This window comes from Laceyella putida (assembly GCF_042665195.1).
In the GTDB taxonomy this organism is placed as follows: domain Bacteria; phylum Bacillota; class Bacilli; order Thermoactinomycetales; family Thermoactinomycetaceae; genus Laceyella; species Laceyella putida.
In genome coordinates, this window is record NZ_JBHTBW010000021.1 from 219671 (window position 1) to 241941 (window position 22271).

Genomic DNA, 22271 nt, shown 5'->3' on the forward strand with positions numbered 1-22271 from the left:
GGATGAAGGCAGACAAGGCTTTTGCTGCGACTTATCGAGTGGGAAAGACCATGATTCATATCGTTCCTCCTCAAATTACAGAGGTGGAAAGAGAGCGCAGGATTAATGAAGTGAAAAAGGTTATTATTTCGATTCTATATCAACTAGATAAGAGAACGAATATTCCTAATTCATTATAGCACTAATTTGGTTTATAGGAAGATGGAAGGAAAAGAACAAACCGGAAATGGGTTTGTTCTTTTTATTTTTATTCAAGTAAGGGCTTGCTCAGTATTTAAGGATCCGGTCCAATGACCAGATTTTATAAATTAGTCGGAGTTATGAAGAAGTGATATACAAAAAAATCATACATAATTATTGACGTACAAAAATCTTGTATGATATATTGAGGTTAAGTTGTACAAGAGATTTGTACATATTTGAAAGCTGAATTGAAGTTGTTTAGAGGAAAGTGTTGTCTAACAAGGCAAGAAAGAGAAGGGTGTGGATTTTTTTTGAGGAAAATGTACAAATTATTCATACAAAAAATTGACCATTAGTACCAAAACACAAACTGCATTAAGGGAGAATGATTCAGATGGTAAATACTGCAGAAAAGTTACTCCTTCAAGTCATTCACCATGACAAAAATGGCGCAATCTATCAGATTGGTCAAACTCGATGTGTAGTGTTCGCACCGCAGATTACTGATGAGGAACGCGAACGCCGCTGTAAAGAAATTCAGCGAGTCGCTTGGGCGGTTTGGAATGAGATGTGTATTTCAAAAATTGAATGATCCCCCTCTTGATGGTGTGATTCGCCAGGCTCAGAAAAGAAACCACAAAAAGGTGAGATGGATGGAACAATTTATGTTATCTGGTCTAAGCGTTAAGGAGATGCGAGAATTAAACCGAAAGGCTAAGGAAGCCTTTCTTGTGGTAGAAACTCGATTGGAGGAATTAACCACGAAGGTCATTTGCAAAAGCGGCGTAACCCTCAGGTTCACAAGTGATGGGCAAACAACCATTACTAATTCACGTGGTGCTCAAATTGGATACAAAGACGGGGAACTTTCGATCAATGGCGTGCCGGTAGAAAAGCCAGCCTTCGATCATGAACAAATCAAGAAATTGGAACAAGCCATCGAGCTTTTGAAGCATTTGCGGATGATATCTGGCCTAGAGATCGGATTCATCCAAGGAGATTTTGAACCCAAAGACATGGGATATTCCGCCGGTACTGTGCCACCAAAGGATGTGGAGGCAGAACGGGCAAAGGTTAGGCAATTCATCGGGATGTGTGATCAATTGATTGAAAAGGTCAGGTAAAAGGAGCGGCCGGTGATATCTTACATCGATCCCACATATGTGAAGGGGGGTGAGAGGTTGACAGTCATTCATGGGGTTTTGAAATTGGAAGAGGTTCAAGTGGGAATGTCAGTGTCGATAGTCGTAGAAGGTAAGCTTCTAACAGATAGAGTGGCGATGATCACTGACGAGCATTTGGTTCTTGGCGTGGCAATCCCAAAAGAAAAAATAGACCAAATATTCGATACGGAAAAGAGATTTGTATTACAGGAAGATGATTTGGATCGCTTTGTTGTTCGGCCTGAAAAGGATGTGCCTTCGTCATAGGAGGTGAGTGAGTTGTTTTTCAGTAAAAAATCAGAGGAAGATGCTTCAAATGCTATCCAAGACATCTTCTACATGAGTAAGGAGGAATGGGAAGATAAGTGGGGGTCTAAGGCTGAAGAGAAAGAAGACGACAACAGCGCTTATGCTTGGAACAAATAAAAAGCACCTGCAAAAATGCAGATGCTGAGAAAAAATGGGTTGCTTTAAGTGTATCACGATTTACATCAAAAATGAAAAGGAGAGATTCGCATGGGTTGGGGAAAAGATGCTGAATGGAAATTTAAGTGCGATAACTGCGGCAAGGAGTGGACAGATAAAAGCGTTGATGCGACCAAATGTCCGCTTTGTAAATACGACAGTACAAGGAACTGGACGGGAGATAAAGAGTAAAAGAAAACGCGGGGGTTTCCCTCGCGTTTTTATATTTTGTCAGGAGATATTATGTATTTTACTCCAAGGTGTTCAACTTCAACATTAGTCATAGGAATTCTAACGTTTTTCCATAACCAATAACAAATGTCCAATGCCTGCTCAACATTCCCGACAAAGTAAATGCCGCAATACCGAAAGGCGGCTTTTTTTGCACGTAATTCAGGTTGTTCCTGGCATCGAGTAAAGAAATCGACAGCTTGCGGGGGATATCCTAACATTTCGCCTATAATCCGGTGATATTCATGACTACCAGGTTCAACGAGATCCAAGCGGGTCACGAAATTATTTTTTAGTTCTTCACTTTTAAAGAACATGACGTTTCTCTGATTTAAATATATATATGGATATTTTTCTATTAAGTCTTGAAATCCTGATTCTGATTCGTCTGATATGTAGGCTGGTTTAATTCCAGAGGCAAACAATGTGAAAGCAGTCTGTTCTATTGATGTTTGTGTCATTTGATCTCTCCTTTGTCACTTCCTATCTTAGCAATTCTATAACAAAAAAAATTAACCTTCCCAGATCATTGGGAAGGGTCTTTTGCGTCTCGCTGATACACTTCTATTCGCTTTGCCTGGCGTCGGACGGAGCGGCAACGTCATCTACGATTTTTTCGCGATAAATGGGTTATCTATCTTGATCCAGTACTTGGAGCCAGCAGAATAGGGTTGACACGTGTGGCGGGTCCCACTTGGAAATTATCCCCTTGTCATAGACTGAAAAATTAGATATGTTGAATAGTAGGGAGTGAGAAACGGATGAGTGAAAACCATTGGGAAGCACGACTCGAGCGCATAGAGGAAAAGTTGGAGCATATCCCAACGAAAGAGGATTTGGAAGCGGTGATCCATGTTCAAGAGGTAGCGGCCGCCTCCCTTCAGGAGAAGACCCATCAAGTAGATGATAAGTCCGAGAGTGGGTATGTTGTCCTGGAATCGTTGTTTAAGGGTATGGAAAATAGAGTGGCAGCCATGATCCAAGAGTCCGAACAACGGCTGACAGAACGGATGGACCATCTCGACGAACGTGTTGATCGGATCGACCAGAATGTCTTGCAAATGGGAAAAGTGCTGGAGATGGTCGCACAACTCAACCAGAAGCAGGATGAACGGTTAACCCATTTAGAAGTCAAAATGGATCAGATGGTAGACCAAATCAGCGCGTTAACGGATATCACCCGCGCATGGATATATAAAGGAAATCTGATTGAGAAGGAAGTCCAAGAATTGAAGAGGCGGATGGGGGACGAGTAGTCGTCCTTTTTTTATTGCGTCCAAAAAAGATCTAATCCGAACTATTTGCATGATTAGAAAGGAAAAAGGGGAAATTTATAATAAAGAGAATTTTGTTGCTAATCAGAGAAAGTAGGTGAATTAATGGACAAAGATTTTATGGTAGGGATTATCGTTTTGGGTATCGTTTTAATATTCGCTGTTACCATTGTTGTACTACCAAAGTTAAAGAAGAAACAAAAACCTCATCATTATGACCCTTATATCAATCGGAATAGCCAAATTGGCTCAGATACTAGTACTAGCCACCTTCCAAGTGATGCAGGAGGAAATTCCGATATTTGATTCTCAAAAATACAAGGTGATCTAAATCTGATCACCTCTCTTCAACTTCATATACCCTTTCAATATCTCCCCGCACTCCACTCGCATGAACTCATTTAGATATTTTACCTTGAGACGATACCCCTTCCAGACATACTCCACCATCCGCTCACCCACCAATTGAACCGTTTGGATGATCTCCCCTTGGGATTGGCGGAAGTAGCGGCGAAGTTCGGCCATGTCCTTTAATATTTGGTCGCTGATGTAGTCGATCTGGTCTTCGTATACCTCCGCCATCTTGAGGTGGCCAAGCTGTTTCTTATCTCGGTTCAACGCTTCGAGTAGCACTTCAAGGTGGACATATCGTTTGAGTTTGACTTCAAAATCGAGATGGTCGTCGTTGTACAACATCTTCCATCACCACCATTTATCATAACACGGCAATCAAGGGAATGAAAAAAGACCGCACAGAGCAGTCCTTTAACCTTTATTATTGAACGATAAACTTAACACGAGTTCCATCTGGATACGGCTCTAATTGATTTCCTACCCATGCACCAGCACCACGGCAACCTTAGACTTGAAACTCGGAAAAATATGTGGGTGTAGTTGAAGTCGATTGCATTAGGTGCTAACCTGAACATTGAAGTGAAAGGAAGTGGTCAAGTTTTGGCTACCCACTACCAATGAAAAAACGGCAGACAGACGACGGTGATGAATCCAACCTCCGCTAAAAAAGAAATTCAGAAAGCGAAACAAAGTGGGAAGTTGCCCAAAACCGCAACATCCTACTCGGTAGGCGCAGTTTCGGGTGCTGGGTGATGCAGTGATGGTTGGCTGCCGTTGATTTAACTAATCTTGAAGAAGGGGACCCTTCTTTTTCTTTAAGGGGGGAAACACTCATGTGATATAAAAGAATCTTGGTTAATTCCCTTGCCCTAATTATCTCTATTATCAAATGGGTCTTATTTTGGCTTTTTTTAAGAATACAATTAGCACTTATCTTTTGGTTATGTAAGCCGTTATTAGATTTAGATTCAACAGGTTGGAGCTATTTAGTTGTATTGCTAATTGTTGTCATAGTTGATTTGTTTTTGTTTATCCGCTTTCCTTTGGAAAAGTATGAATCGAAATTATTAGCCCGAAAGTTGTTAAAAATGCATTAAGGGACCCTATACGGCCCAAAGGTAGCGAACGTTGATTTCGAGGCCATTCAGGGAGAAACTACCATCCAAGGTAAATCACCACTACATTTTCCATTTATCTAACCGAATTTGAGCTTCGCTCCCCCACCCCTAATAAAAAGGGCTCCTACATTGTAGTCATATAAGCAAAGTAAGAGCCTTATTTTTTCTACACATTTTTCTTTTTAGTCTTGATTTGCCGATTTTGGTATCATCAATTGTTTCTACATCCAAAGAATTAACTATAGACCGGTTCTTTTTTGCTCAGACCAAGCGTCTGCGCTGTTGAAGTATGAATTTCTTGGAAAAGCTTTGGGTTTTCCACTAGTGATACGCCATAAGAAGGAATCATTTCTTTTATTTTCGGTTCCCACTCTTTCATATGTTGTGGGAAGCATTTTTCTAATACCTCAAGCATAGCGTGAACGGCAGTAGAAGCACCCGGAGAAGCGCCGAGCAATGCCGCTATTGAGCCATCAGCGGCACTAACAACTTCCGTACCAAATTGAAGTGTTCCTTTACCGCCGGCCTCAGTATCTTTGATAACTTGCACACGTTGGCCCGCTACCACTATATCCCAATCCTCGCTTTTGGCGTTCGGAATAAACTCGCGTAATTCTTCCATGCGCTTTTCATTCGATAACATAACTTGCTGGATCAGGTATTTTGTCAATGCCATCTCTTTTACGCCTGCCGCCAACATAGTTAAGATATTATTCGGTTTTATGGAACCTATCAAATCAAAATTTGAACCAGTTTTTAAGAACTTTGGTGAGAAGCCGGCAAACGGTCCAAACAGCAATGTTTTTTTGTTGTTGATATATCTTGTATCAAGATGCGGAACAGACATTGGAGGAGCACCAACCTTAGCTTTACCGTATACTTTTGCATGATGCTGCTCTACAAGTTCCGGATTGTTACATACCATAAATAGTCCGCTTACAGGGAATCCTCCAATATGTTTTGACTCAGGAATACCGGTTTTTTGTAGTAAAGGAAGACTTCCACCCCCACCTCCGATAAAGACGAATTTTGCAGTATGGTATTCGATTTTACCGCTATCAATATCATGCACTTTCACTTTCCACGAGCGGTCGCTAGTACGTTTAATATTCTCAACACTATGCTTGTAGTTTATCTCGACGTTTTTACTCTTTAAGTGGTCAAACAACATGCGTGTTAAAGCACCAAAGTTGACATCCGTTCCAGAGTCGATTTTTGTTGCCGCTATCGGTTCATTCGATGTACGGCCTTCCATGATAAGCGGAATCCATTCCTTCAATTTTTCAGGGTCATCGGAAAATTCCATCCCTTGAAACAGGTGAATGTTTATCAGCGCTTCAAAACGGTTTTTCAAAAATGTTACATTTTTTTCCCCTTGTACTAAACTCATATGAGGTATTGGCATGATAAAGTCCTGCGGATTACCAATCAGATTGCTTTTTACAAGATAAGACCAAAACTGAATTGAAAGCTGAAACTGTTCATTAATTTTTATAGCTTTGCTAATATCTATAGATCCGTCAGATTTTTCGGATGTATAGTTAAGCTCGCACAGTGCAGCATGACCCGTACCCGCATTATTCCATTCGTTAGAGCTTTCTTCTCCTGCGTGTGCGAGTTTCTCAAACACTTTGATTTCCCATTCAGGTGCTAACTCTTTCAGTAATGATCCCAAAGTCGCGCTCATGATTCCGGCACCAATTAAGATAACGTCTGTTTTTTTCTGTGTGTTGCTCATTATAATCTTCCCCTAAAAGTAGTTTCGTTCCAAGTCAGATAAGTTTGAAGCTATGGACAAAGAATAAAACATGAATTAATCGAAAGAGGTGAAATGATATATTTCATTATACAATAGAAAAGCCGGGGATAATCCCCGACTCGTTTTTTTCTTCCAAGTAGATATCTCCAATTTTTTTGGATGATAATTTCCATCGGCAAATGCTTGAATTTCAACAGACTGGTCTTGTTTCGGGCCATTCATCGGGCGGCCTTATTACGACATGGATAGCTTCCAACCGACCAGAGCTTGTAAATGGCGTGGTGCTTGAAGATCCACCCTACTTCTCTTCTATCATGCCGCGCGCCAAAAAAACGGCCGGTGGTGACCTCGCTAGGGTGACGCATGACTTTGTTTCGCAAAAACAAGAGACGGACTTTCAGAAGTACTATGTCCAGAACAGAGAATGGCGTTCTGATGGCGGCAATGGATGATAAGGATGTGGCGAAGATAAAATCACTGTTAAAGGCGTGGAAGTTGTCGACGTCGATTCCGGCCACCTTGTCCACTTTGAAAAGCCAGATGAATTCACGAAAGTACTCCTTGACTTTGCCTCAAAAGTGAAATAGATCGAGGCAATGTGATTAGATTGAATCTCTAAGACGCTAGCGAATCACTAATTGAGCCAAATCATCAGGGAAATCAAGGTAATGACAGCACAAAAATAAACCGCCCGTTTTTTATAGTGCGATGAGCTCGGACAATGGTGCTGTCAAAAAAACGACCCAGTCAACATCGGAAACTGCATGGGAGTAGGTTTGAACATACTTTAGCAAACGATCCCAAGTACCATACTTTTGCCAACGAGTAAAACGATAATACCGGTGAGGCTACATTGTCTTTATTTCTAAAACGATGAAATCATTCACGGGTAAAAGGGAACACGATAAAAATGGCATCCCATCATTAAAAATCACCGAACTTTCACCTGTTTTGCCTTCCATGCCGCTTTACATTCAAACGGCCGAGGAGTAAGATGATCTCAAAAAATAATCTCCATTCCAATCGCTGAATCCCATTTTTGGGAGCGGGGGAACCACGCGTAGGGATGACTTCGGTCATGGGCTACATGGGGTGAATCCTGGGCAAGCTTGTCCGGGTAGGGTGACTCTCAGCACCCGAATCCATCAGCTAACCTCGTAAGCGTTATGAGAGGAGGAGTGTCGTCGTGCTGAGCCACGGTTTGTTTTGTGGTGCCAAAAAAGCCGCGAGAAGACTTCCTTCTCGTGGCTTTTTCGATTTGGCAAGGTGGTGATTGGTAGAATTTTTGCTTCCGCTGGCAAAGTTGTTGAGCATCTGGTTAACAGCTTGACTCCATTCTTTTGAAAGGGAAGTGAAGTGTCGTGAAATATGTATTGCATTTTGAGGAAATTGATCGCCACAGCTTGCCGATCGTGGGTGGAAAAGGCGCCAATCTGGGAGAAATGGCCAAAGCGTGCTTTCCGATCCCTCCCGGCTTTTGCATCACCACAACGGCTTACCGCCATTTCATGGATGAATTGGATGAGATGGATCAATGGTTGGACCGCTTGAACCGGTTGAAACCGGAACAGCTGGACGAGATTCGCGCATGGGGACAAAAAATCCGTGACCGCATGCTGTCACTCACGCTTTTGGACCCGATCAAAGCATCGATCATCGGGGCTTGGGCCAAATTGGGAAAAGATCATGCGTACGCGGTCCGATCCAGCGCGACCGCCGAAGATTTGCCAACCGCTTCTTTCGCGGGCCAACAAGAAACCTATCTGAACGTCAAAGGGGAAGAGCAGCAGCTCCTTGAAGCGGTCAAAAAATGTTGGGCATCCCTGTTCACGGATCGGGCCATCGTGTACCGCATCAAGAACGGGTTTGATCACAAGTCCGTTTCCTTGTCTGTCGTGGTGCAACGGATGGTTTTCCCCGAAGTGTCCGGAATCCTGTTCACCGCGGATCCCGTGACGGGACATCGGCGCACGGTTTCCATCGATGCCGGGTTCGGACTGGGAGAGGCGCTGGTTTCCGGCATCGTGACCGCCGATTTGTACAAAGTGCGCGACCATGAAATCATCCAGAAACAAATCGCGAAAAAGGAAAAAGGGGTTTTCCCCGTTGCTGAGGGCGGAACGGAAGTCCGGGAACTGCCGCCCGAACTTGGCCAAAAACAGGCGCTCCCGGATCAGAAAATCTTAGCGTTGGCGGAGCTGGGGCGAAGGATCGAAAACCATTACGGTTCCGAGCAGGATATCGAGTGGTGTTTGGAGGGCGATGACATCTATATTCTCCAAAGCCGGCCCATCACTTCCCTTTATCCCGTCCCTTCCGCGAAGAATGACGAATACCGGGTCTATCTGTCGGTTGGCCACTCGCAAATGATGACCGATTATATGAAACCGCTCGGGATTTCGGTGTTCCAATCGCTCGTTCCCCTTGATGATGATTCGGCTCCGATCGTTGAAGCGGGCGGACGTCTCTTCTGGGATTGTTCCAGTTTCCTGTTCCTGAAGCCCATCCAGCGCAAGCTTCTCAAAAGCACGATCGCGGACGATAATCTGTTGGCGCTGAAAAAAGTGGTGCAAAGCGAAGACTTTCAACGGCTGGCACCGAAACGGGGCGTGATGCGGAAAGCACTTTGCGCAATGAAACAAATGTTGGCCCTTTACCGGAAGATGATCCCCCGGTTGATCCAAATCTGGTATTGGGAAGATCCGAAACTCGCTGTGAAACGGGCCTTTGCCACGTTCGAACAAGATTTGGCCCAATTCAAACGGGCATTGTTCCAACGCTCCGGCGCGGAACGGATTCGGTTTATCCGAGAGCATGCCGTTTTTGGGACCATCGTCGATCCCGGAGCTTACACCTATGCTGGATTCATCGCCTTGCCGGTTATCAAAAGAAAAATGAAAAAATGGTTGGGCGAAGAATGGAACCCCGCCATTCAAAAGTCCCCTCCCGGCAACATCACCAGCGAAATGGGGCTGATGATCGGGGATTTGGCGGATGCGGCCAGACCCTGTCCCGAAGTCGTCCGCTATCTGGAACAGGCGGAAGACCGCACGTTTTACGAGGGATTGAGCCAAGTGGAAGGCGGCGACGTATTCCGGGCGGAATTGGACCGGTTCATGAAAAAATTCGGGATGCGGGCGCCCGGTGAAATCGACATCACACGGGTCCGCTACAAAGAAGCACCCACCATGCTCGTCCCGTCCATTCTCAGCCATATGAGAAGCAATGCGCCGCAAGAGCACCGGGAAAAATTCAAACAAGGGGAACAGGAAGCTCATGAAGCGATCCAGTCCTTGTTGGCGCGGGTGAAAGCGACGCGCGGTGGGGCCCGGAAAGCCAAGAAACTGGCCCGGCTCATCGCGCTCTACCGAAACACCGTGGGAATCCGGGAACTTCCCAAATATATCATGATCCGTTATTTCGACCTTTACCGGGAAGCCATTTTGGAAGAAGCCCAAACCCTTTATGAAAAAGGGCTGCTCGAGCAGAAAGAGGATGTCTTTTATTTGACGCTGGACGAATTGGTTGCCCTGCTGGAAAACCGCCTGAAAAAGGATGAGGTCATGGAACGCATCCGTTCCCGCAAGGCATCGGAAGAGGTTTACCGAAAACTGAACCCTCCCCTTGTCATCACCAGCGAAGGGGAAACATTCTCGGGGGTCATCCGCAACGAGCAGGCACCGTCCGGAGCTTTGGTCGGCATTCCTGTATCCCCGGGTGTTGCGGAAGGCTATGTCAAAGTCGTTCGCCGATTAGAAGAAGGAAAACTGAACAAAGGGGACATCTTGGTCGCCCCCTACACGGATCCCGGTTGGACGCCCTTATTCCATTCGGCCAAAGCCCTCGTGACGGAAGTCGGGGGGATGATGACCCACGGTTCCGTCGTCGCTCGGGAGTACGGAATCCCCGCTGTCGTCAGCGTGGAAAATGCGACCCAAATTTTGAAGGACGGTCAATACGTCCGTGTGGACGGGACCAACGGATATGTGGAGATCTTGGATGAGAAAAATGAATAGGGCGTGCCGATGATTGGGGCTGGAGCGGCATCCTTGCTCAATGCCATGTGACTGAACGCTCCAGTTTTTATGGGTCTCACCATGATAAACAAAGTCTGTCACCTCCCGCCTTGGGGCAGCCTGCGGAAGGGTGACAGACTTCTTAATGAACCCCATATGTCCAGACAATTATGCAACGGTTGAAGTTACAGATTGACGAAATTCTCGCGGCGACAGATATCCAAGCGCAGAGTGAGGTCTTTAATCATTGTAAAAGGCTATGTAATGATCAATGTCCTGTTTAGCTTCCAGGAACGATCCATATTCTTGAAGCCAAACCGTTTCCTCTTTTAGCGTACGAAACCAACGCTCAATGTAAGCATCAGCGTCAGGATTGTTGTAACCCGTTCTTTCTTGCTTCATTCCAGCATCTTTCAGCGCTTTTACATAACGTCGGCTGGTCATTTGGCAGCCGTTATCACTCCGTATGCTAAGCCCTTTGCCTTTTACCCCTTCAGGAAAACGGTAATTCAAAGATTGGTTTACAGCCATAAGAAGCTCCTCGGTTCTGCAGAACCGAGAGAAAGAATAGCCTACGATTTCTCTGTCAAATGCATCGATCACCGCAAATAAATACCCCCAGCCATCTCTACCACACCAGACTTTTGTCATATCTACTTGAAAATGCTCATTGGAGCGAGTAACGGGAATCTTTCCTGGTTGCTTTTTTCGTTTGGCTTCAAAACGCTTCGTCTTAACTAGTACATTCAACTCCTTCATCATTCGTAAACACGTTTGCCATTAACCTTGAGTTGAAATCGCTTTTTTAGCCATACTCGAATACGGCGATATCCATTCGTAGGAAACTCGCCACACAACTCTAAAATCTTTTGACGAAGCGATGCTTCGTCTGTCTTTTCTCGTTTCTTAGGTTGTTCTTGCTTAAGTAAGGCATATCCGTAGGTACGGTTGATTTGAAGGGCATATGTAATTTGTGGGACCGAATACCCTTCATCCACCAAGGTCCGTGCCAACTCTCTTAAACTTACCTTCGGCCCCAATTGGTCTTTTTTCTAAGGATCTCAATCTGCATTGCTTGTTCACCAAGCAATGCCTTGGCTTCTTTTAATTCTTTCTCTAATTCTTGTTCCCGCTTAGATGGACTTGTTGCCAGGGCTGAAAGCCCTCCTTGAAGAAACGCCTCCTTCCATTTGTAATACTGAGGTTGCAATATTCCATATTCTCTGCATACAGCAGTGATGTTAGCTCCAGATGCCATGCCAGCCAATACAATCTCCATCTTCTGTTCGGCCGTCCATTTTCTTCTCCCTATAAAAAACGCCCCTTTCTATCGATTTTGCAGCTGATACACAGAGGTACCGCCAGCGGTGAAGGTTGATTTCATGGAATCATTTTGTGGACACAAAATTTGATAAAAGCAAATATATAGTTGACAATGGCATTAAAAAGGGGGCGAGATACAGATGAAAAATCTAGAGGAGAAAATCGACGCTGTCCGGCATTTCAACCGCTTTTTTACTCGGCAGATCGGTGTATTGCGCGAGGGATTGCTGCACAGTCCCTTTTCCCTGACCGAAGTCCGTATCCTGTTTGAACTTGCGCATCACGATCATTTGACCGCTTCGGATCTGTCCCGAGAGATGGGATTGGATCCGGGTTACCTCAGCCGCATCTTGGCCCGGTTTGAGGAAAAAGGGCTGATCGAAAAAGTCCGTTCGGAAACCGACGCCCGGCAGAGGCTCCTTTCCCTGACTTCCCAGGGCAAGCAGGTATTCTCGCTGCTTGATCGCCGCTCTCGGGAGGAGGTGGCCGAAATGCTTAGCAGCCTCTCTGAAGGGGACCAAGAGCGCCTCCTGGAGGCCATGAAGACTATCGAAGACGTGCTTGCCTGTGGCCGGGGTTTCAAGTTCTCCGAACCCTTTTTCCTGCGTCCTCCCGAACCCGGGGACATGGGCTGGGTCGTCCATCGGCACGGTGTCCTTTACGCCCGGGAGTACGGCTGGAATGAGCGCTTCGAAGCGTTGGTCGCACAGATCGTTGCCGATTACATGCGTCGTCATGATCCGGTCAAGGAGCGCTGTTGGATCGCTGAGATGAACGGGGAGAATGTTGGCTGCGTTTTTGTCATGAAAGACAGCGATACCGTCGCCAGACTCCGGCTTCTTTTGATCGAACCCAAGGCGCGCGGTTTCGGACTGGGCAACCGCCTCGTCGAAGAATGCATCCGTTTTGCCCGGCGATGCGGCTACAAGAAACTGGTTCTTTGGACGAACGACGTGCTTAAGGCGGCTCGGCATATTTACCAGAAGCACGGCTTCAAACTTGTAAAAGAAGAAAAACACCACAGCTTTGGTCAAGATCTGGTGGGGGAGACGTGGGAGTTGTCGCTTTGAAGGATCTTTTTCATGTGCCAAACAATCAAGTACAGTCCCGCCTGTTGGGCGTTGGTGCGGTCAACAAGGCATGGGAATGGGTAGGGGAGACCGTCAACGAGCTTAATGACCGAAATATCAGATTCCACGGCCTGCAGGAGAACATCACGATGGACCGATCGAGCGCAACAGGGCAACTGATGTTTCATTTGTTTGCCGCCTTTGCCGAGTTTGAGCGAAATCTTGATTCAGGAGCGTTCAGCCGCAGGACGTGCAGCCGCGAGGGCAAGGGGAAGATTAGGAGGTCGACCAGAAAAATTGGATAAGAAGGAGATTGAGATGTTGAAAACCTTTGCCGCCAATGAGATGCCCATCAAAGATATTGCTTAAATGCTTGGTATCTCGCGAACGACTGTTTATCGGTACTTGGAAAAGAACGTATAACAAAAAAGCTCCTGGCAGCCACCAGGAGCGAAGGTTGAGAAATGTATCGGTACGGCAAGAGTCAATTAAAGCCCATTCTATCTACTTCCTAAAAAGTAAAAAACGCCCATAGAGGAGAACGCTTTTTACTATTTTTTTAAATTTAGCGTTTAATTACAGCAATGATTTTATTAATTGGTACAAATATTTTTGTCCCCAGTAATGATTTTAGTACGACTACTCCTTTTTTCACTTTTATGACTACACCTCCTATTTCTTCCGCTGATACAGTTTTAAGCACAACAAATTTCCCACGAGAACGATTCAAAATTTCATTAACAAGCATGGAAATCCCCCCTTCATGTCTCATATTCTATTACTATGAGATTGAAACGATATTGGTTCGAGGCTTATGTTTACTAGAAGTAGTATATTTTATAGAACTGATTGATTTTATGGAGTTTCCTTCTGTACTTTACAATCTGGCAGGACACTACCTAATAAATTATAAGGAATGTGTCGTAAAGTATTGATGGGGTGGGAAGTTGTCATCACCGGGAATGAGGTTTTTTGTTGTTTTCAGGGGTTTGTGTTCTTTCTATGTGATTAGTGAAGTGAAAATGTATACGTTGGAAGTTGCTGGCTTCGTTTCGTTTGTGTTTATGCTATGTGATTTATGAAGGAAATCAGAGTGTTGTTGGTGCAATTCGTAATAGGTTTGTGTTCAATCGATGAAGCGAATTGAATAAATGATCATAAAACGCAAATGACTTGAGTTCCCTATACGGTTTCTCAAGTCATTTTCCATTTATCAGGAATAGGGCCAGATTTAAGCCTCAGACCCATAAAATATAGAAAAGAGCATGTCTCCAAACACCTCTGCCGCCTTTAGGCATCATTTGTCGCTTGCGGTCCCGGTGTTTTGGTCAATGCTCTGTCTATTTCATTTATTGGCAATTGTTGCGCGGTTTATACATGCTGCATCACATATTCAGTTTAGAAAGAAGCTGAACATCGAAGTGGGAGAAAAAGTGTGGGTGTACATGAAGGATGGAAACATCGTCATCTCCAAGTTCAACAAGATCAGCTCCAGCAGATTGTTGGCGGATAAGACGAACCACCCTGGTGATTCCGGGGTGGTGTCTTCTGTCCATTGTTACAATCTTCGCCAACATGTGGTTGGCGAGCCATATTTTCGTGGCATGTCTGCCCAAGGGCAGCCTGTTTTCAAGATGTAGAGTATTCCATTTAAAGTTTTTCTTGGGTCTGCTGGAGGCCTACCCATGTTTGTTCTCTTAACGGGCAGTAGAGGCTCGATGATTTCCCATTGTTGTTCCGATATCTCATGTCTACTCATAATATCTATATTTTACCGTATTTTCTAATCCTGTGAGTACTTTTGAAACAACTTATAGAAAAAGAGCGGAGATGATCCGCTCTTAAGCCTTTAGACTGCTTATCTATTCTAATGGACGTTCTTACACTTAAATAGAGACGTCCTTACTTGATTATTCAATATTCGGGATATCCAGTGATACAAATATCTTCTCCAAAGTGTTGAATTGTAACATTCTTTAATGGAACAGCCAACCTCATCAGTTCAAACCCCTGACCTGAAATCGGAGTAATACTGTCTTTGCCACCAAGCAATTTTGGAGCAATAAAAGTGACCACTTTTTGGACAAGAGAGGCTTCAAGCATTGACCAGTTGAGCTGACCGCCGCCCTCAAGCAAAACAGATGTGATTCCGTTTTCTCCCAAATGCTTCATTACTTTTACTAAATCAACGCGCGGACCACTTCCAGTGCGTACCACTTTCACTCCATGCTCTACGAGCTGTTTTTCTTTTTCTGTGTCTGCTTCATCGGTACAAAAGACCCAGGTTGGAGCGTCTTTTGTAGTGGTCACCAGCGGAGTATCAAGCGGGATACGTAACAGGCTGTCAGCTACAATGCGGGTTGGATTTTCCCCCCCACCTCCGGGTAAACGTGTAGTTAGTTTCGGGCGATCTTTTAGAACAGTTCCGATCCCGACCATAATACCATCGTTCCAATGGCGCATGTAATGAACGTTTTCTCTCGAAGACTCGTTAGTTACCCACTTGCTGTCGCCAGTTGAGGTTGCAATTTTCCCATCTAATGTCATTGCTGTTTTCAGTGTTACGAATGGGAATCCTGTCCGCTTGTGATATTCCAAAGCAATATGCTTAGTGTGTTCATGTTCCACAATAAAAACCTCCCTTTATAATGTAAATCGATATACAAACTTATACAAATCTGTCCGGCTTGTTAATTGGCAATACTCCACAAGGTTGCTGGATGCGTCAAACGTTTTACGTGTTATTCTCGCAACGGGAACATGCTCTGGCATTTTCAAAAGTTCAATCTCTTCATTAGAAGGACTCTCTATGACCAGAGTTTCCTCACATGTGATTGGTTTTCTTCCGAAGGACTCCAGGGTTTTGTATAAACTCAATGTAGGATTCTGCTTAACCCCTTCAAGAATGTTTTCCAATTCCTTAAGAGGTAGAGAGTTGGGAAGATAGGATTGCGATATTGTTATTGGTACATCATCTCTCAACTGTAGAACTTGGTAAAGCAATACTGGTGGTTGTACCTCCCTACGTACATCTTCTGGAAGGTCTGCTAAAGTGTTGAGCAGACGAAGGTCAAGATATTTTTTTGTAGCTTTGTTTTTGTGGTCTCTTCCAAACCCTTGACGGATCGAGGGAAATCGACCCAAAAGCCAATCAGTAGAAACATTGTATAAATCAGCTAACTTCAATAAAGTTTCTGGATCTGGGTTGCGAATTCCATTTTCATACTGAGAAAGGGTTACATTACTTATCCCTAGTTTTTTTGCAGCATCTTTTTGCATCATATTTGCTTTTTTTCTTGCTTCCCTTAATTGTTTGGCCAACATAATCACTATACCTCGGTTCTCGATTTGTTAAATAAAAGTATACACGAATTTTTCGATATGAAGAACAATTTTCTCAAAAAGTTAATCAAAGGCTTGATTTAACAAAATGAGAATTATATACTTTATTTGACGGAATAATCAATCAGATCATAATTGTTGGGCTTTAATGTGTCGAACGCGAGTGTAGTGATGATAACAAAAAATATAACCACTGGATCTATGATATTTGGGAGGGTATTTGAACGATGAAAAAAGCTGAAAAAACAACATCACCTTTTGTTGCGAGTAGTGAATTGGATAGACAGCTATATAACTCAATATTAAAGAAAAATATAGTCCGTTTGAGCCGAAAACTTGATCTTGAAATCAGCGAAGACATTGGTCCTCTTATTGATAAGTTGCTAAGCCTAGGACTATTAAAAGATCATGAGATTAGGCAGTTGAAAGAGTTAAATTAGTGGATAACTAAAAGGTTATCCGCTTTTCTTTATATATAGTCAATTTTTGCTTTTGTCCTCTCGATCAAGTATCACTTCCAGCATTTTTGCAACCTTAACCATTTCCTCGTCAGTTAACTCTCTACCTTTGTATTTTGTTTGTATTTTGGGGTTATTGATGAATAACTCTTCTATCTCTACTTCTGTCATCATATTTGACTTCACCAGATCAGGACGATCAGAACGACCTAACAAATAGTCTGTGGTTACATCCAAAACATCTGATAATTTTATAAGCATTTCATTTGACGGACTGCTGTACTCGTTTTCATAGTTGGAAATTGTCGCTTTAGTTGTTCCAACCAACTCAGCAAGCTTTTCTTGTGATAAATTTTTCTTCTTTCTAGCGGATCGTAAACGAGCAGAAAACATTTACTTCATCCCTTTCGATTACTGTACAAGTAAATTGTACACTTTATTTACTAAGAAAACAATGTACAATATAATCATACAAAATTGTTGACGTACAAAAATCTTGTATGTTATATTGGGGTTAATAAATACAAAATTTTTGTACATTGTTCTTGGAAAGTAAATAGGGATTTTGGAGAAAGGTGATGCTTTAATGAAAAAATTAGCTAAGAACTTGGCTTTGAAACTTGCAAGAAAAGAAAAAGGGTTAACTCAATTACAATTAGCAAAGTTGCTTGGTTATAAAGGTGGGCAATCGGTATCAAACTGGGAAAATGGTCGAATTAAACCACCTTTGACCGTAGCCTCGAAAATAGCGAGAATTTTAGAGAAAGACATCGATTCTCTTTTTTTTGAGGATAAAGAACAAGAAAATCATACTTAAGGAGTATTGAGAAGGGGTGATCATAGCGCAGTCCCTATTAGCGGAGAGGGGGAAGAATAATGGCAATATACAGACATGTGCAAGTTTCATTCTGGCAAGACGCAAGAGTCGTTGAAGAAATGACACCAGAGGACAGGTACTTTTACCTGTACCTCCTTACCAATCCAAATACAACACAGATCGGCATTTACCCAATTACCAAAAAGCAAATCGCCTTTGATATGGGTTATTCGATCGAAAGCGCCAGAGCCTTGATGGATCGGTTCGAGAATTACCATCGATTGATTAAGTATAATGCCGAAACGCGTGAGGTAGCGATCCTGAATTGGGGTAAGTACAACTTTAATCGAGGCGGGAAGCCTATTGTGGATTGTGTCAAAAAAGAGTTGAAACAGGTTAAGGATAAAGAGTTGATTGCCTTAGTGGGCCAGAGAGTAACCAACCAAACGATCAAAAGTATTTACGAAAGTTTTTACCTGACAAACGAGGTATATATGTCGCCGTCCAAACTGTATAAACCATCGCTCGGAGACAAAATCGCCACAAAGGATTATGTGATTTGGCGTGATAAACAAACTTGCTTTTACACCGGTAAGGTTTTGCAACGCAATGACATTGAAGTCGATCATATCATTCCTGAATCGTTAGGCGGTCCCGGCACTCCTGATAACTTGGTGGTTTCTTGGAAGAAGTTCAACCAACTGAAAAGTGGAAATGACAACTTAGAAATGGCTTGTCAGGAGTGGAACAAACAAAACCCTCTTGATCAGGTTGATTACGAGCAAATCAAGGTAAAACTGGCTGCTTTGAAGATGTTTGAACGTGAGCGGTGGGAGTTGGGAATCACATATCGTGAGGCAATCGAAAACGAAATATACGATACGTATACGTTACGTATCGCTCAGGATACGATACGTGGACAAAAAGAAAAACAAAAAGAAAAAGAAAAACAAAAAGAAAAAGAAAAACAAAAAGAAAAAGATAACCCCCCGAAAAAGCGAGCCAAAGAAAATCTTTGCTCACCAGAGGACATTGAGTCCTTTGTTGAAAGCCAAATGGCTTCCAACCCGTTGTCTGTAAATAGAAAATTGTTGGTTAAATACATTGATTGCTTACGTCTTACAAGAAAGAATGGACGGATCTCTAAAAGCATTATCCAAACAGAGTGGGAAAAATGGAGTAAATTTTCCCAAGCAGTTATCACATACGCCATGTGGACTCACGTTGAAAAGCATGATGACAAGAAAGAAGAATACACGCTCGGGATTATGCGGAACACGATAGAACATGAAGCGAACCGTGGATTGTTGATCTTGAAGAACAAATCCCAAGCTTTAACAGAGGAGGAAATGCAAAATGATGTCCTTTCGACAAGCAATGAATCCAACGAATCTGATGAATACGCCAAATATTACATCTGATGATCCAATGAACGGCGCACATTGTTGTCTTATTTGCCGGAAAGAAATTAAACGTCTGAATCTCACTTTGATGGGCCGCCCTTTTCGCCCTCTCCCTGTATGCAATTGCGTAAAAGAGAATTTTTTCCGAGAAGAAAGGGAAAGGGAGCTGGCCGAGAAGCGGGCGCGGATCTTGCGCATCTATGGCGACGGGTTGATGGATGAAGAGTTGAAGAGGGCATCATTCGCCAACTTTGAGCAACGAACGGGAACGGAGAACGGCTATAAAATCGCCAAAATGTTTGTCGAGAAGTTCACGGAGCAGGACGCGGGATTGTATCTGTTCGGCCCCGTAGGTAACGGAAAAAGCCATCTGGCTGCATCTATCCATCATCAATTGCTTGACCAAGGCTACGCATCCGTATTTATCAACGTAAATCTACTGTTCAGAAAGTTGAAAAGTACGTTTGGATCAAACAGCCAGAAATCAGATTTTGATTACATTCAAGCGGCTATGCAATGCGAGATCCTGACGCTGGATGAGATTGGACTCAAACCGCTGTCAGAATACGAATTTGGCGTACTCTATGACATCTTGGACGGGCGGAAAGGGAAAATCACCAATTTTACCAGTAATCTGGATTTCAAGCGATTGCGCGAATGGCTTTCACAGGACAAAGATGGCCGCGAGTTGGATCCGGATAGTCGGGCGTTTGATCGAATCGTAGGGGGGACGTTGCCCATCCGCTTTCAGGCAGAGTCATCATACCGGGAGTTTAAACTGCAACAACGGCTGAAAGCATTACAAGAGGTGATCTAAATGAGCGCATAGCCAAGTTACCAATTGGCTTTGGTTCATTGTGACTTGGAGTAAATGATTGAACCGCGATCAGGAGGTATTTACGAAAGGAGGCGGCAGGCGTGATTGATTCAAAATTCGGGGAGCAATTGGAGTTGTTTCCCGAGATATTGGAGAAAGTGGCGCGAGAAAAACAACAAGAGGCTGACCAACGAAAACAAGAGGCACGGAAGCGAGCACGGCTACGCGCCAGGGAACGCCGGCAGATGATGAAAGAACGGACCAAGTGGGTGGAACCGCCGAAGTTGGCGGAGGTCATTCCGTTCAAAAGAAAGGACAAACAGCACCTGTCCAGGGGAGGTGACGTATGGTAATAGTGGAACAACTTGATTTGTTCAGTCAGCTAGCGCCGGAGTCGGAACCAACACCCAAACCGAAGCGGCAGCGCAAGAAGAAGACAACCAGACCAGACGCATATCTGGAAAACGAAAATCCCATGGTCAGAAAGTACGGCTTGACCTGGAATGGCGCAGGGTGTGGGGCAGTGCGCAAAGGCCAGAAACCTTGCAGGTTCTTTGATCATGAAGTGGGGCAATGTCAGATGCGGAACAAAGAGCATTGGCGCATCAAGAAGGGCGGGCACGATCCGCGATTTGATGCATGCGGATTGTACCAGCCAAACAAGGAGTGACGACGATAAGACAATTTTATCACAATGAGGGAGTTCCAGCAGGTTTCGGTATAGATATTGAGTTGATAAGCCAAGAAGGGATCCTGGAGATCCACCGGATATGGGCGTAGTAACAATAAAAAATCCCCCTTCGGCAAAGTGACACTGAAGGGGAATCTACTCTATGCAAAAGGAGTGATTAGAGTGTACCACAAAGACAACCATAAACGCGACAAATTTGACTATGCGATCTATGGAATTTTCATCTGTTCAATCATCGTGTCTTTTTCCAAAACGATCTATTTGTACGAATCCGGAGGATTTGATACCCCGATCGGATGGATGAACAATCACTGGACTGAACATTGGTTTGGCAAAGGTTTTTTCAACCTGGCATTGTTTGCAACACTGGCTGCAGAGTCAGCGTTCAGCGTAGGATTGTGGGGGTTATACGAAGCATACAGAACAGAACACAAATTTCCTGGCTTGCGGTATTTTTGGACTTGGGGAATGTTCATTGGAGGGCTCGTTATAATCGGATGGTCAAACATCAGCGCTACTCTTGGAAGCAATTATCTTTTTGGGAATCCGATCAAAGGCTTGGTCCTTGGCTTGTCTGTTCCATATTTCGTTTTGAATTCAGTATTGGTACTTTTCAGCCGTTCACAGTCTGAAGAAACGGAAACAAATGAACAGCCTGAACAACCCAAGTTAACATTGTGGGCCGCCTCACTAGGGAACGCAGTGAACACTTTCAAATCGATCACCCAAACACCTGAACACCCCAAACAGGAGCAATCAAAATCCTCTGTACAGAATACACCACTTGTACATGAACACTCAGAGAATGTGAAAGATGTACAATCAGAGCCTAAACAGATTACGCAGGATGAGGAAGAACACTCGGAACAATCACAGACGAAACCACATGTACATGTACAAGAAGAACGCTGGATTGTAGAGAAGGAAAATGACCCGGAACATGTACAGGAGGAACAGGATGTACATTTGCAGGATGAAGAATCGGTATCTAAACAATCTGTACATGTACAAGGTGAACAAAGAAAGGGTGAACAACGTAAACGTAAATCAAAAGCTTATCTGTACATCGTGAATGGAAGCAAAACGGAACAAGCCGTTCAATGTGCAATCGCTATGATGGAACGGAACGAACCGTTCAGCGTTCGCAAGTTGGCTCAAGTGGCAGGGTGTTCAACCACAACGGCACAAAACGCGATGAACAGACTGAGAGAACAAAAACATTCATAAGGTGAAACGGGGATACGGCAGATGAAAAAAACGTTTATAATCACCGTGATTTTAATAATGCTCACCGCATGGGGCGTGAAAGGTTTTTCTTCTGATTACCAGAATTTTTTGTATAAAACGGGTATTAACTGGGGAACTGTCATGATGATAGGGAGTTTTTACTTCCTTCGCATCCATATTTACCTTCTGTTTGTTTGGTTTTTTTATCGTCTATTCAGTGACGGAACCAAACAAGCTATAAGCTTCACTAAACAAAGTGTCACCATATTACATTGGAAAAGTACAAGTCGCGGGATTATGATGGCCCATAAGTGGGGCTTGCTTACAGAGGTGGTCATCATGATTTTAGGATTGTTGTTGATGATCTTTTGCACCATCGTTTCAATGAGCATGTCAATTATCAAAGGTCTGATGCTACCCGTTGCCATATTCCTATTGATGGCAATGTGGACACGGTTCAAAGCATTTGTTAATAGCTAAAGCCTACCCGTTAAGGAGACTGATGCAAAAGCATAACATGATTTGTAAAAGTGCCTTCGGGCACTTTTTTTGTTACACTG

Annotated in this window: 31 protein-coding genes, 3 pseudogenes and 1 riboswitch; of the genes and pseudogenes, 22 read left to right on the forward strand and 12 right to left on the reverse strand. The window is 43.8% G+C overall.

Annotated features, from left to right (window positions below):
- Positions 1–2: 2 nt before the first annotated feature.
- The 6 genes from ACFQNG_RS09580 to ACFQNG_RS09605 all read left to right on the forward strand — a co-directional run bounded on the left by ACFQNG_RS09580 (position 3) and on the right by ACFQNG_RS09605 (position 2003).
- A complete protein-coding gene (locus tag ACFQNG_RS09580) occupies positions 3–179 on the forward strand; it encodes a hypothetical protein (RefSeq protein WP_379864697.1) in 177 nt (58 codons plus the stop codon).
- Positions 180–577: 398 nt separating this feature from the next.
- Positions 578–775: a hypothetical protein gene (locus tag ACFQNG_RS09585; protein ID WP_379864698.1), complete on the forward strand. Its 198-nt coding sequence runs from the start codon at positions 578–580 to the stop codon at positions 773–775.
- A 61-nt stretch (positions 776–836) separates the two neighbouring features.
- Positions 837–1307: a hypothetical protein gene (locus tag ACFQNG_RS09590; RefSeq protein WP_379864699.1), complete on the forward strand. Its 471-nt coding sequence runs from the start codon at positions 837–839 to the stop codon at positions 1305–1307.
- A gap of 57 nt (positions 1308–1364) precedes the next feature.
- The gene (locus ACFQNG_RS09595) at positions 1365–1613 is read left to right on the forward strand and encodes a hypothetical protein (RefSeq protein WP_379864700.1); all 249 of its coding nucleotides are present in this window, start codon (positions 1365–1367) and stop codon (positions 1611–1613) included.
- Between the two features lie 12 nt (positions 1614–1625).
- Complete coding sequence (locus tag ACFQNG_RS09600) at positions 1626–1772, forward strand: hypothetical protein (RefSeq protein ID WP_379864701.1); 147 nt, start codon at positions 1626–1628, stop codon at positions 1770–1772.
- Between the two features lie 90 nt (positions 1773–1862).
- Positions 1863–2003: a hypothetical protein gene (locus ACFQNG_RS09605; protein WP_379864702.1), complete on the forward strand. Its 141-nt coding sequence runs from the start codon at positions 1863–1865 to the stop codon at positions 2001–2003.
- Positions 2004–2032: 29 nt separating this feature from the next.
- Here the strand turns inward: ACFQNG_RS09605 and ACFQNG_RS09610 are convergent, their stop codons facing one another.
- On the reverse strand, positions 2033–2503 hold the full coding sequence (locus tag ACFQNG_RS09610) for a hypothetical protein (RefSeq protein ID WP_379864703.1): 471 nt from the start codon (positions 2501–2503) through the stop codon (positions 2033–2035).
- 300 nt (positions 2504–2803) lie between these two features.
- Here ACFQNG_RS09610 and ACFQNG_RS09615 point away from each other — a divergent pair, with 300 nt between their 5' ends.
- A complete protein-coding gene (locus tag ACFQNG_RS09615) occupies positions 2804–3298 on the forward strand; it encodes a hypothetical protein (RefSeq protein ID WP_379864704.1) in 495 nt (164 codons plus the stop codon).
- Between the two features lie 123 nt (positions 3299–3421).
- Positions 3422–3622: a hypothetical protein gene (locus ACFQNG_RS09620; RefSeq protein ID WP_379864705.1), complete on the forward strand. Its 201-nt coding sequence runs from the start codon at positions 3422–3424 to the stop codon at positions 3620–3622.
- Positions 3623–3643: 21 nt separating this feature from the next.
- Here ACFQNG_RS09620 and ACFQNG_RS09625 read toward each other — a convergent pair whose 3' ends face one another.
- From ACFQNG_RS09625 to ACFQNG_RS09635, 3 genes and pseudogenes are all read right to left on the reverse strand, one after another.
- Positions 3644–4012 (reverse strand): YhjD family protein, encoded by a 369-nt coding sequence (locus tag ACFQNG_RS09625; RefSeq protein WP_379864706.1) that lies wholly within the window; start codon positions 4010–4012, stop codon positions 3644–3646.
- Between the two features lie 79 nt (positions 4013–4091).
- Positions 4092–4169, reverse strand: a pseudogene (locus ACFQNG_RS09630) (NucA/NucB deoxyribonuclease domain-containing protein); the annotation flags it as partial.
- Between the two features lie 854 nt (positions 4170–5023).
- Positions 5024–6526, reverse strand: coding sequence for a malate:quinone oxidoreductase (locus ACFQNG_RS09635; protein ID WP_379864707.1), 1503 nt, complete (start codon positions 6524–6526; stop codon positions 5024–5026).
- Between the two features lie 1035 nt (positions 6527–7561).
- Positions 7562–7725: riboswitch (cyclic di-AMP (ydaO/yuaA leader) on the forward strand.
- A 183-nt stretch (positions 7726–7908) separates the two neighbouring features.
- On the opposite strand from ACFQNG_RS09635, the gene ACFQNG_RS09640 reads away from it, so the two are divergent.
- The gene (locus tag ACFQNG_RS09640) at positions 7909–10563 is read left to right on the forward strand and encodes a phosphoenolpyruvate synthase (protein WP_379864708.1); all 2655 of its coding nucleotides are present in this window, start codon (positions 7909–7911) and stop codon (positions 10561–10563) included.
- A 240-nt stretch (positions 10564–10803) separates the two neighbouring features.
- Here ACFQNG_RS09640 and ACFQNG_RS09645 read toward each other — a convergent pair whose 3' ends face one another.
- Genes ACFQNG_RS09645 through ACFQNG_RS09655 form a run of 3 tightly spaced genes read right to left on the reverse strand, consistent with a single transcriptional unit; the run spans position 10804 to position 11875 of the window.
- Positions 10804–11325 carry a transposase gene (locus ACFQNG_RS09645; protein WP_379864709.1) on the reverse strand — a complete coding sequence of 174 codons (522 nt, stop codon included), beginning with the start codon at positions 11323–11325 and terminating at the stop codon, positions 10804–10806.
- On the reverse strand, positions 11322–11561 hold the full coding sequence (locus tag ACFQNG_RS09650; protein WP_379864732.1) for an IS3 family transposase: 240 nt from the start codon (positions 11559–11561) through the stop codon (positions 11322–11324). Before ACFQNG_RS09650 ends, ACFQNG_RS09645 begins: the two co-directional genes overlap by 4 nt.
- A 26-nt stretch (positions 11562–11587) precedes the next feature.
- Entirely contained in the window at positions 11588–11875 is a 288-nt protein-coding gene (locus tag ACFQNG_RS09655) for a transposase (RefSeq protein WP_379864733.1), read from the reverse strand.
- Positions 11876–12026: 151 nt separating this feature from the next.
- Between ACFQNG_RS09655 and ACFQNG_RS09660 the strand changes: the two genes are divergently transcribed.
- From ACFQNG_RS09660 to ACFQNG_RS09670, 3 genes and pseudogenes are all read left to right on the forward strand, one after another.
- Positions 12027–12956 carry a bifunctional helix-turn-helix transcriptional regulator/GNAT family N-acetyltransferase gene (locus tag ACFQNG_RS09660; protein ID WP_379864710.1) on the forward strand — a complete coding sequence of 310 codons (930 nt, stop codon included), beginning with the start codon at positions 12027–12029 and terminating at the stop codon, positions 12954–12956.
- A gap of 92 nt (positions 12957–13048) precedes the next feature.
- Positions 13049–13325, forward strand: a pseudogene (locus ACFQNG_RS09665) (recombinase family protein); the annotation flags it as partial.
- On the forward strand, positions 13326–13379 hold the full coding sequence (locus ACFQNG_RS09670; protein WP_379864734.1) for a helix-turn-helix domain-containing protein: 54 nt from the start codon (positions 13326–13328) through the stop codon (positions 13377–13379).
- Between the two features lie 142 nt (positions 13380–13521).
- On the opposite strand, the gene ACFQNG_RS09675 is transcribed toward ACFQNG_RS09670, so the two are convergent.
- The gene (locus ACFQNG_RS09675) at positions 13522–13704 is read right to left on the reverse strand and encodes a hypothetical protein (protein ID WP_379864711.1); all 183 of its coding nucleotides are present in this window, start codon (positions 13702–13704) and stop codon (positions 13522–13524) included.
- Positions 13705–14395: 691 nt separating this feature from the next.
- On the opposite strand from ACFQNG_RS09675, the gene ACFQNG_RS09680 reads away from it, so the two are divergent.
- Positions 14396–14596 carry a hypothetical protein gene (locus tag ACFQNG_RS09680; RefSeq protein ID WP_379864736.1) on the forward strand — a complete coding sequence of 67 codons (201 nt, stop codon included), beginning with the start codon at positions 14396–14398 and terminating at the stop codon, positions 14594–14596.
- On the opposite strand, the gene ACFQNG_RS09685 is transcribed toward ACFQNG_RS09680, so the two are convergent.
- From ACFQNG_RS09685 to ACFQNG_RS09695, 3 genes are all read right to left on the reverse strand, one after another.
- Positions 14515–14715: a transposase gene (locus ACFQNG_RS09685; RefSeq protein ID WP_379864712.1), complete on the reverse strand. Its 201-nt coding sequence runs from the start codon at positions 14713–14715 to the stop codon at positions 14515–14517. The genes ACFQNG_RS09680 and ACFQNG_RS09685 overlap by 82 nt on opposite strands.
- Before the next feature lie 155 nt (positions 14716–14870).
- Positions 14871–15584 (reverse strand): bifunctional diaminohydroxyphosphoribosylaminopyrimidine deaminase/5-amino-6-(5-phosphoribosylamino)uracil reductase RibD, encoded by a 714-nt coding sequence (ribD, locus tag ACFQNG_RS09690; RefSeq protein WP_379864713.1) that lies wholly within the window; start codon positions 15582–15584, stop codon positions 14871–14873.
- A 15-nt stretch (positions 15585–15599) separates the two neighbouring features.
- Complete coding sequence (locus tag ACFQNG_RS09695) at positions 15600–16280, reverse strand: helix-turn-helix domain-containing protein (protein ID WP_379864714.1); 681 nt, start codon at positions 16278–16280, stop codon at positions 15600–15602.
- 245 nt (positions 16281–16525) lie between these two features.
- On the opposite strand from ACFQNG_RS09695, the gene ACFQNG_RS09700 reads away from it, so the two are divergent.
- Positions 16526–16738 carry a hypothetical protein gene (locus tag ACFQNG_RS09700; protein WP_379864715.1) on the forward strand — a complete coding sequence of 71 codons (213 nt, stop codon included), beginning with the start codon at positions 16526–16528 and terminating at the stop codon, positions 16736–16738.
- A 39-nt stretch (positions 16739–16777) separates the two neighbouring features.
- Here the strand turns inward: ACFQNG_RS09700 and ACFQNG_RS09705 are convergent, their stop codons facing one another.
- Positions 16778–17149, reverse strand: a complete 372-nt coding sequence (locus ACFQNG_RS09705; RefSeq protein ID WP_379864716.1) for a helix-turn-helix domain-containing protein — start codon at positions 17147–17149, stop codon at positions 16778–16780.
- A gap of 193 nt (positions 17150–17342) precedes the next feature.
- Between ACFQNG_RS09705 and ACFQNG_RS09710 the strand changes: the two genes are divergently transcribed.
- From ACFQNG_RS09710 to ACFQNG_RS09745, 8 genes and pseudogenes are all read left to right on the forward strand, one after another.
- Positions 17343–17573 carry a helix-turn-helix transcriptional regulator gene (locus tag ACFQNG_RS09710; protein WP_379864717.1) on the forward strand — a complete coding sequence of 77 codons (231 nt, stop codon included), beginning with the start codon at positions 17343–17345 and terminating at the stop codon, positions 17571–17573.
- Between the two features lie 59 nt (positions 17574–17632).
- Positions 17633–18061 (forward strand): annotated as a pseudogene (locus ACFQNG_RS09715) (DnaD domain-containing protein); the annotation flags it as partial.
- Between the two features lie 6 nt (positions 18062–18067).
- Positions 18068–18994, forward strand: coding sequence for an HNH endonuclease (locus ACFQNG_RS09720; protein ID WP_379864735.1), 927 nt, complete (start codon positions 18068–18070; stop codon positions 18992–18994).
- Positions 18995–19166: 172 nt separating this feature from the next.
- Positions 19167–19793 (forward strand): ATP-binding protein, encoded by a 627-nt coding sequence (locus ACFQNG_RS09725; protein WP_379864718.1) that lies wholly within the window; start codon positions 19167–19169, stop codon positions 19791–19793.
- A gap of 101 nt (positions 19794–19894) precedes the next feature.
- Complete coding sequence (locus ACFQNG_RS09730; RefSeq protein WP_379864719.1) at positions 19895–20146, forward strand: hypothetical protein; 252 nt, start codon at positions 19895–19897, stop codon at positions 20144–20146.
- On the forward strand, positions 20140–20463 hold the full coding sequence (locus tag ACFQNG_RS09735) for a hypothetical protein (RefSeq protein WP_379864720.1): 324 nt from the start codon (positions 20140–20142) through the stop codon (positions 20461–20463). The genes ACFQNG_RS09730 and ACFQNG_RS09735 overlap by 7 nt, the downstream gene beginning before the upstream one ends.
- Before the next feature lie 183 nt (positions 20464–20646).
- Entirely contained in the window at positions 20647–21711 is a 1065-nt protein-coding gene (locus ACFQNG_RS09740) for a hypothetical protein (protein ID WP_379864721.1), read from the forward strand.
- Positions 21712–21732: 21 nt separating this feature from the next.
- On the forward strand, positions 21733–22191 hold the full coding sequence (locus ACFQNG_RS09745; protein ID WP_379864722.1) for a hypothetical protein: 459 nt from the start codon (positions 21733–21735) through the stop codon (positions 22189–22191).
- Positions 22192–22271 lie beyond the last annotated feature (80 nt).

Coding starts and splice junctions, on each gene's coding strand:
- ACFQNG_RS09580 (WP_379864697.1), top strand. CDS start 3: ATGAAGGCAGACAAGGCTTTTGCTGCGACTTATCGAGTGGGAAAGACC.
- ACFQNG_RS09585 (WP_379864698.1), top strand. CDS start 578: ATGGTAAATACTGCAGAAAAGTTACTCCTTCAAGTCATTCACCATGAC.
- ACFQNG_RS09590 (WP_379864699.1), top strand. CDS start 837: ATGGAACAATTTATGTTATCTGGTCTAAGCGTTAAGGAGATGCGAGAA.
- ACFQNG_RS09605 (WP_379864702.1), top strand. CDS start 1,863: ATGGGTTGGGGAAAAGATGCTGAATGGAAATTTAAGTGCGATAACTGC.
- ACFQNG_RS09610 (WP_379864703.1), bottom strand. CDS start 2,503: ATGACACAAACATCAATAGAACAGACTGCTTTCACATTGTTTGCCTCT.
- ACFQNG_RS09615 (WP_379864704.1), top strand. CDS start 2,804: ATGAGTGAAAACCATTGGGAAGCACGACTCGAGCGCATAGAGGAAAAG.
- ACFQNG_RS09620 (WP_379864705.1), top strand. CDS start 3,422: ATGGACAAAGATTTTATGGTAGGGATTATCGTTTTGGGTATCGTTTTA.
- ACFQNG_RS09625 (WP_379864706.1), bottom strand. CDS start 4,012: ATGTTGTACAACGACGACCATCTCGATTTTGAAGTCAAACTCAAACGA.
- ACFQNG_RS09635 (WP_379864707.1), bottom strand. CDS start 6,526: ATGAGCAACACACAGAAAAAAACAGACGTTATCTTAATTGGTGCCGGA.
- ACFQNG_RS09645 (WP_379864709.1), bottom strand. CDS start 11,325: ATGATGAAGGAGTTGAATGTACTAGTTAAGACGAAGCGTTTTGAAGCC.
- ACFQNG_RS09660 (WP_379864710.1), top strand. CDS start 12,027: ATGAAAAATCTAGAGGAGAAAATCGACGCTGTCCGGCATTTCAACCGC.
- ACFQNG_RS09675 (WP_379864711.1), bottom strand. CDS start 13,704: ATGCTTGTTAATGAAATTTTGAATCGTTCTCGTGGGAAATTTGTTGTG.
- ACFQNG_RS09685 (WP_379864712.1), bottom strand. CDS start 14,715: ATGAGTAGACATGAGATATCGGAACAACAATGGGAAATCATCGAGCCT.
- ACFQNG_RS09695 (WP_379864714.1), bottom strand. CDS start 16,280: ATGTTGGCCAAACAATTAAGGGAAGCAAGAAAAAAAGCAAATATGATG.
- ACFQNG_RS09700 (WP_379864715.1), top strand. CDS start 16,526: ATGAAAAAAGCTGAAAAAACAACATCACCTTTTGTTGCGAGTAGTGAA.
- ACFQNG_RS09705 (WP_379864716.1), bottom strand. CDS start 17,149: ATGTTTTCTGCTCGTTTACGATCCGCTAGAAAGAAGAAAAATTTATCA.
- ACFQNG_RS09710 (WP_379864717.1), top strand. CDS start 17,343: ATGAAAAAATTAGCTAAGAACTTGGCTTTGAAACTTGCAAGAAAAGAA.
- ACFQNG_RS09720 (WP_379864735.1), top strand. CDS start 18,068: ATGTCGCCGTCCAAACTGTATAAACCATCGCTCGGAGACAAAATCGCC.
- ACFQNG_RS09735 (WP_379864720.1), top strand. CDS start 20,140: ATGGTAATAGTGGAACAACTTGATTTGTTCAGTCAGCTAGCGCCGGAG.
- ACFQNG_RS09745 (WP_379864722.1), top strand. CDS start 21,733: ATGAAAAAAACGTTTATAATCACCGTGATTTTAATAATGCTCACCGCA.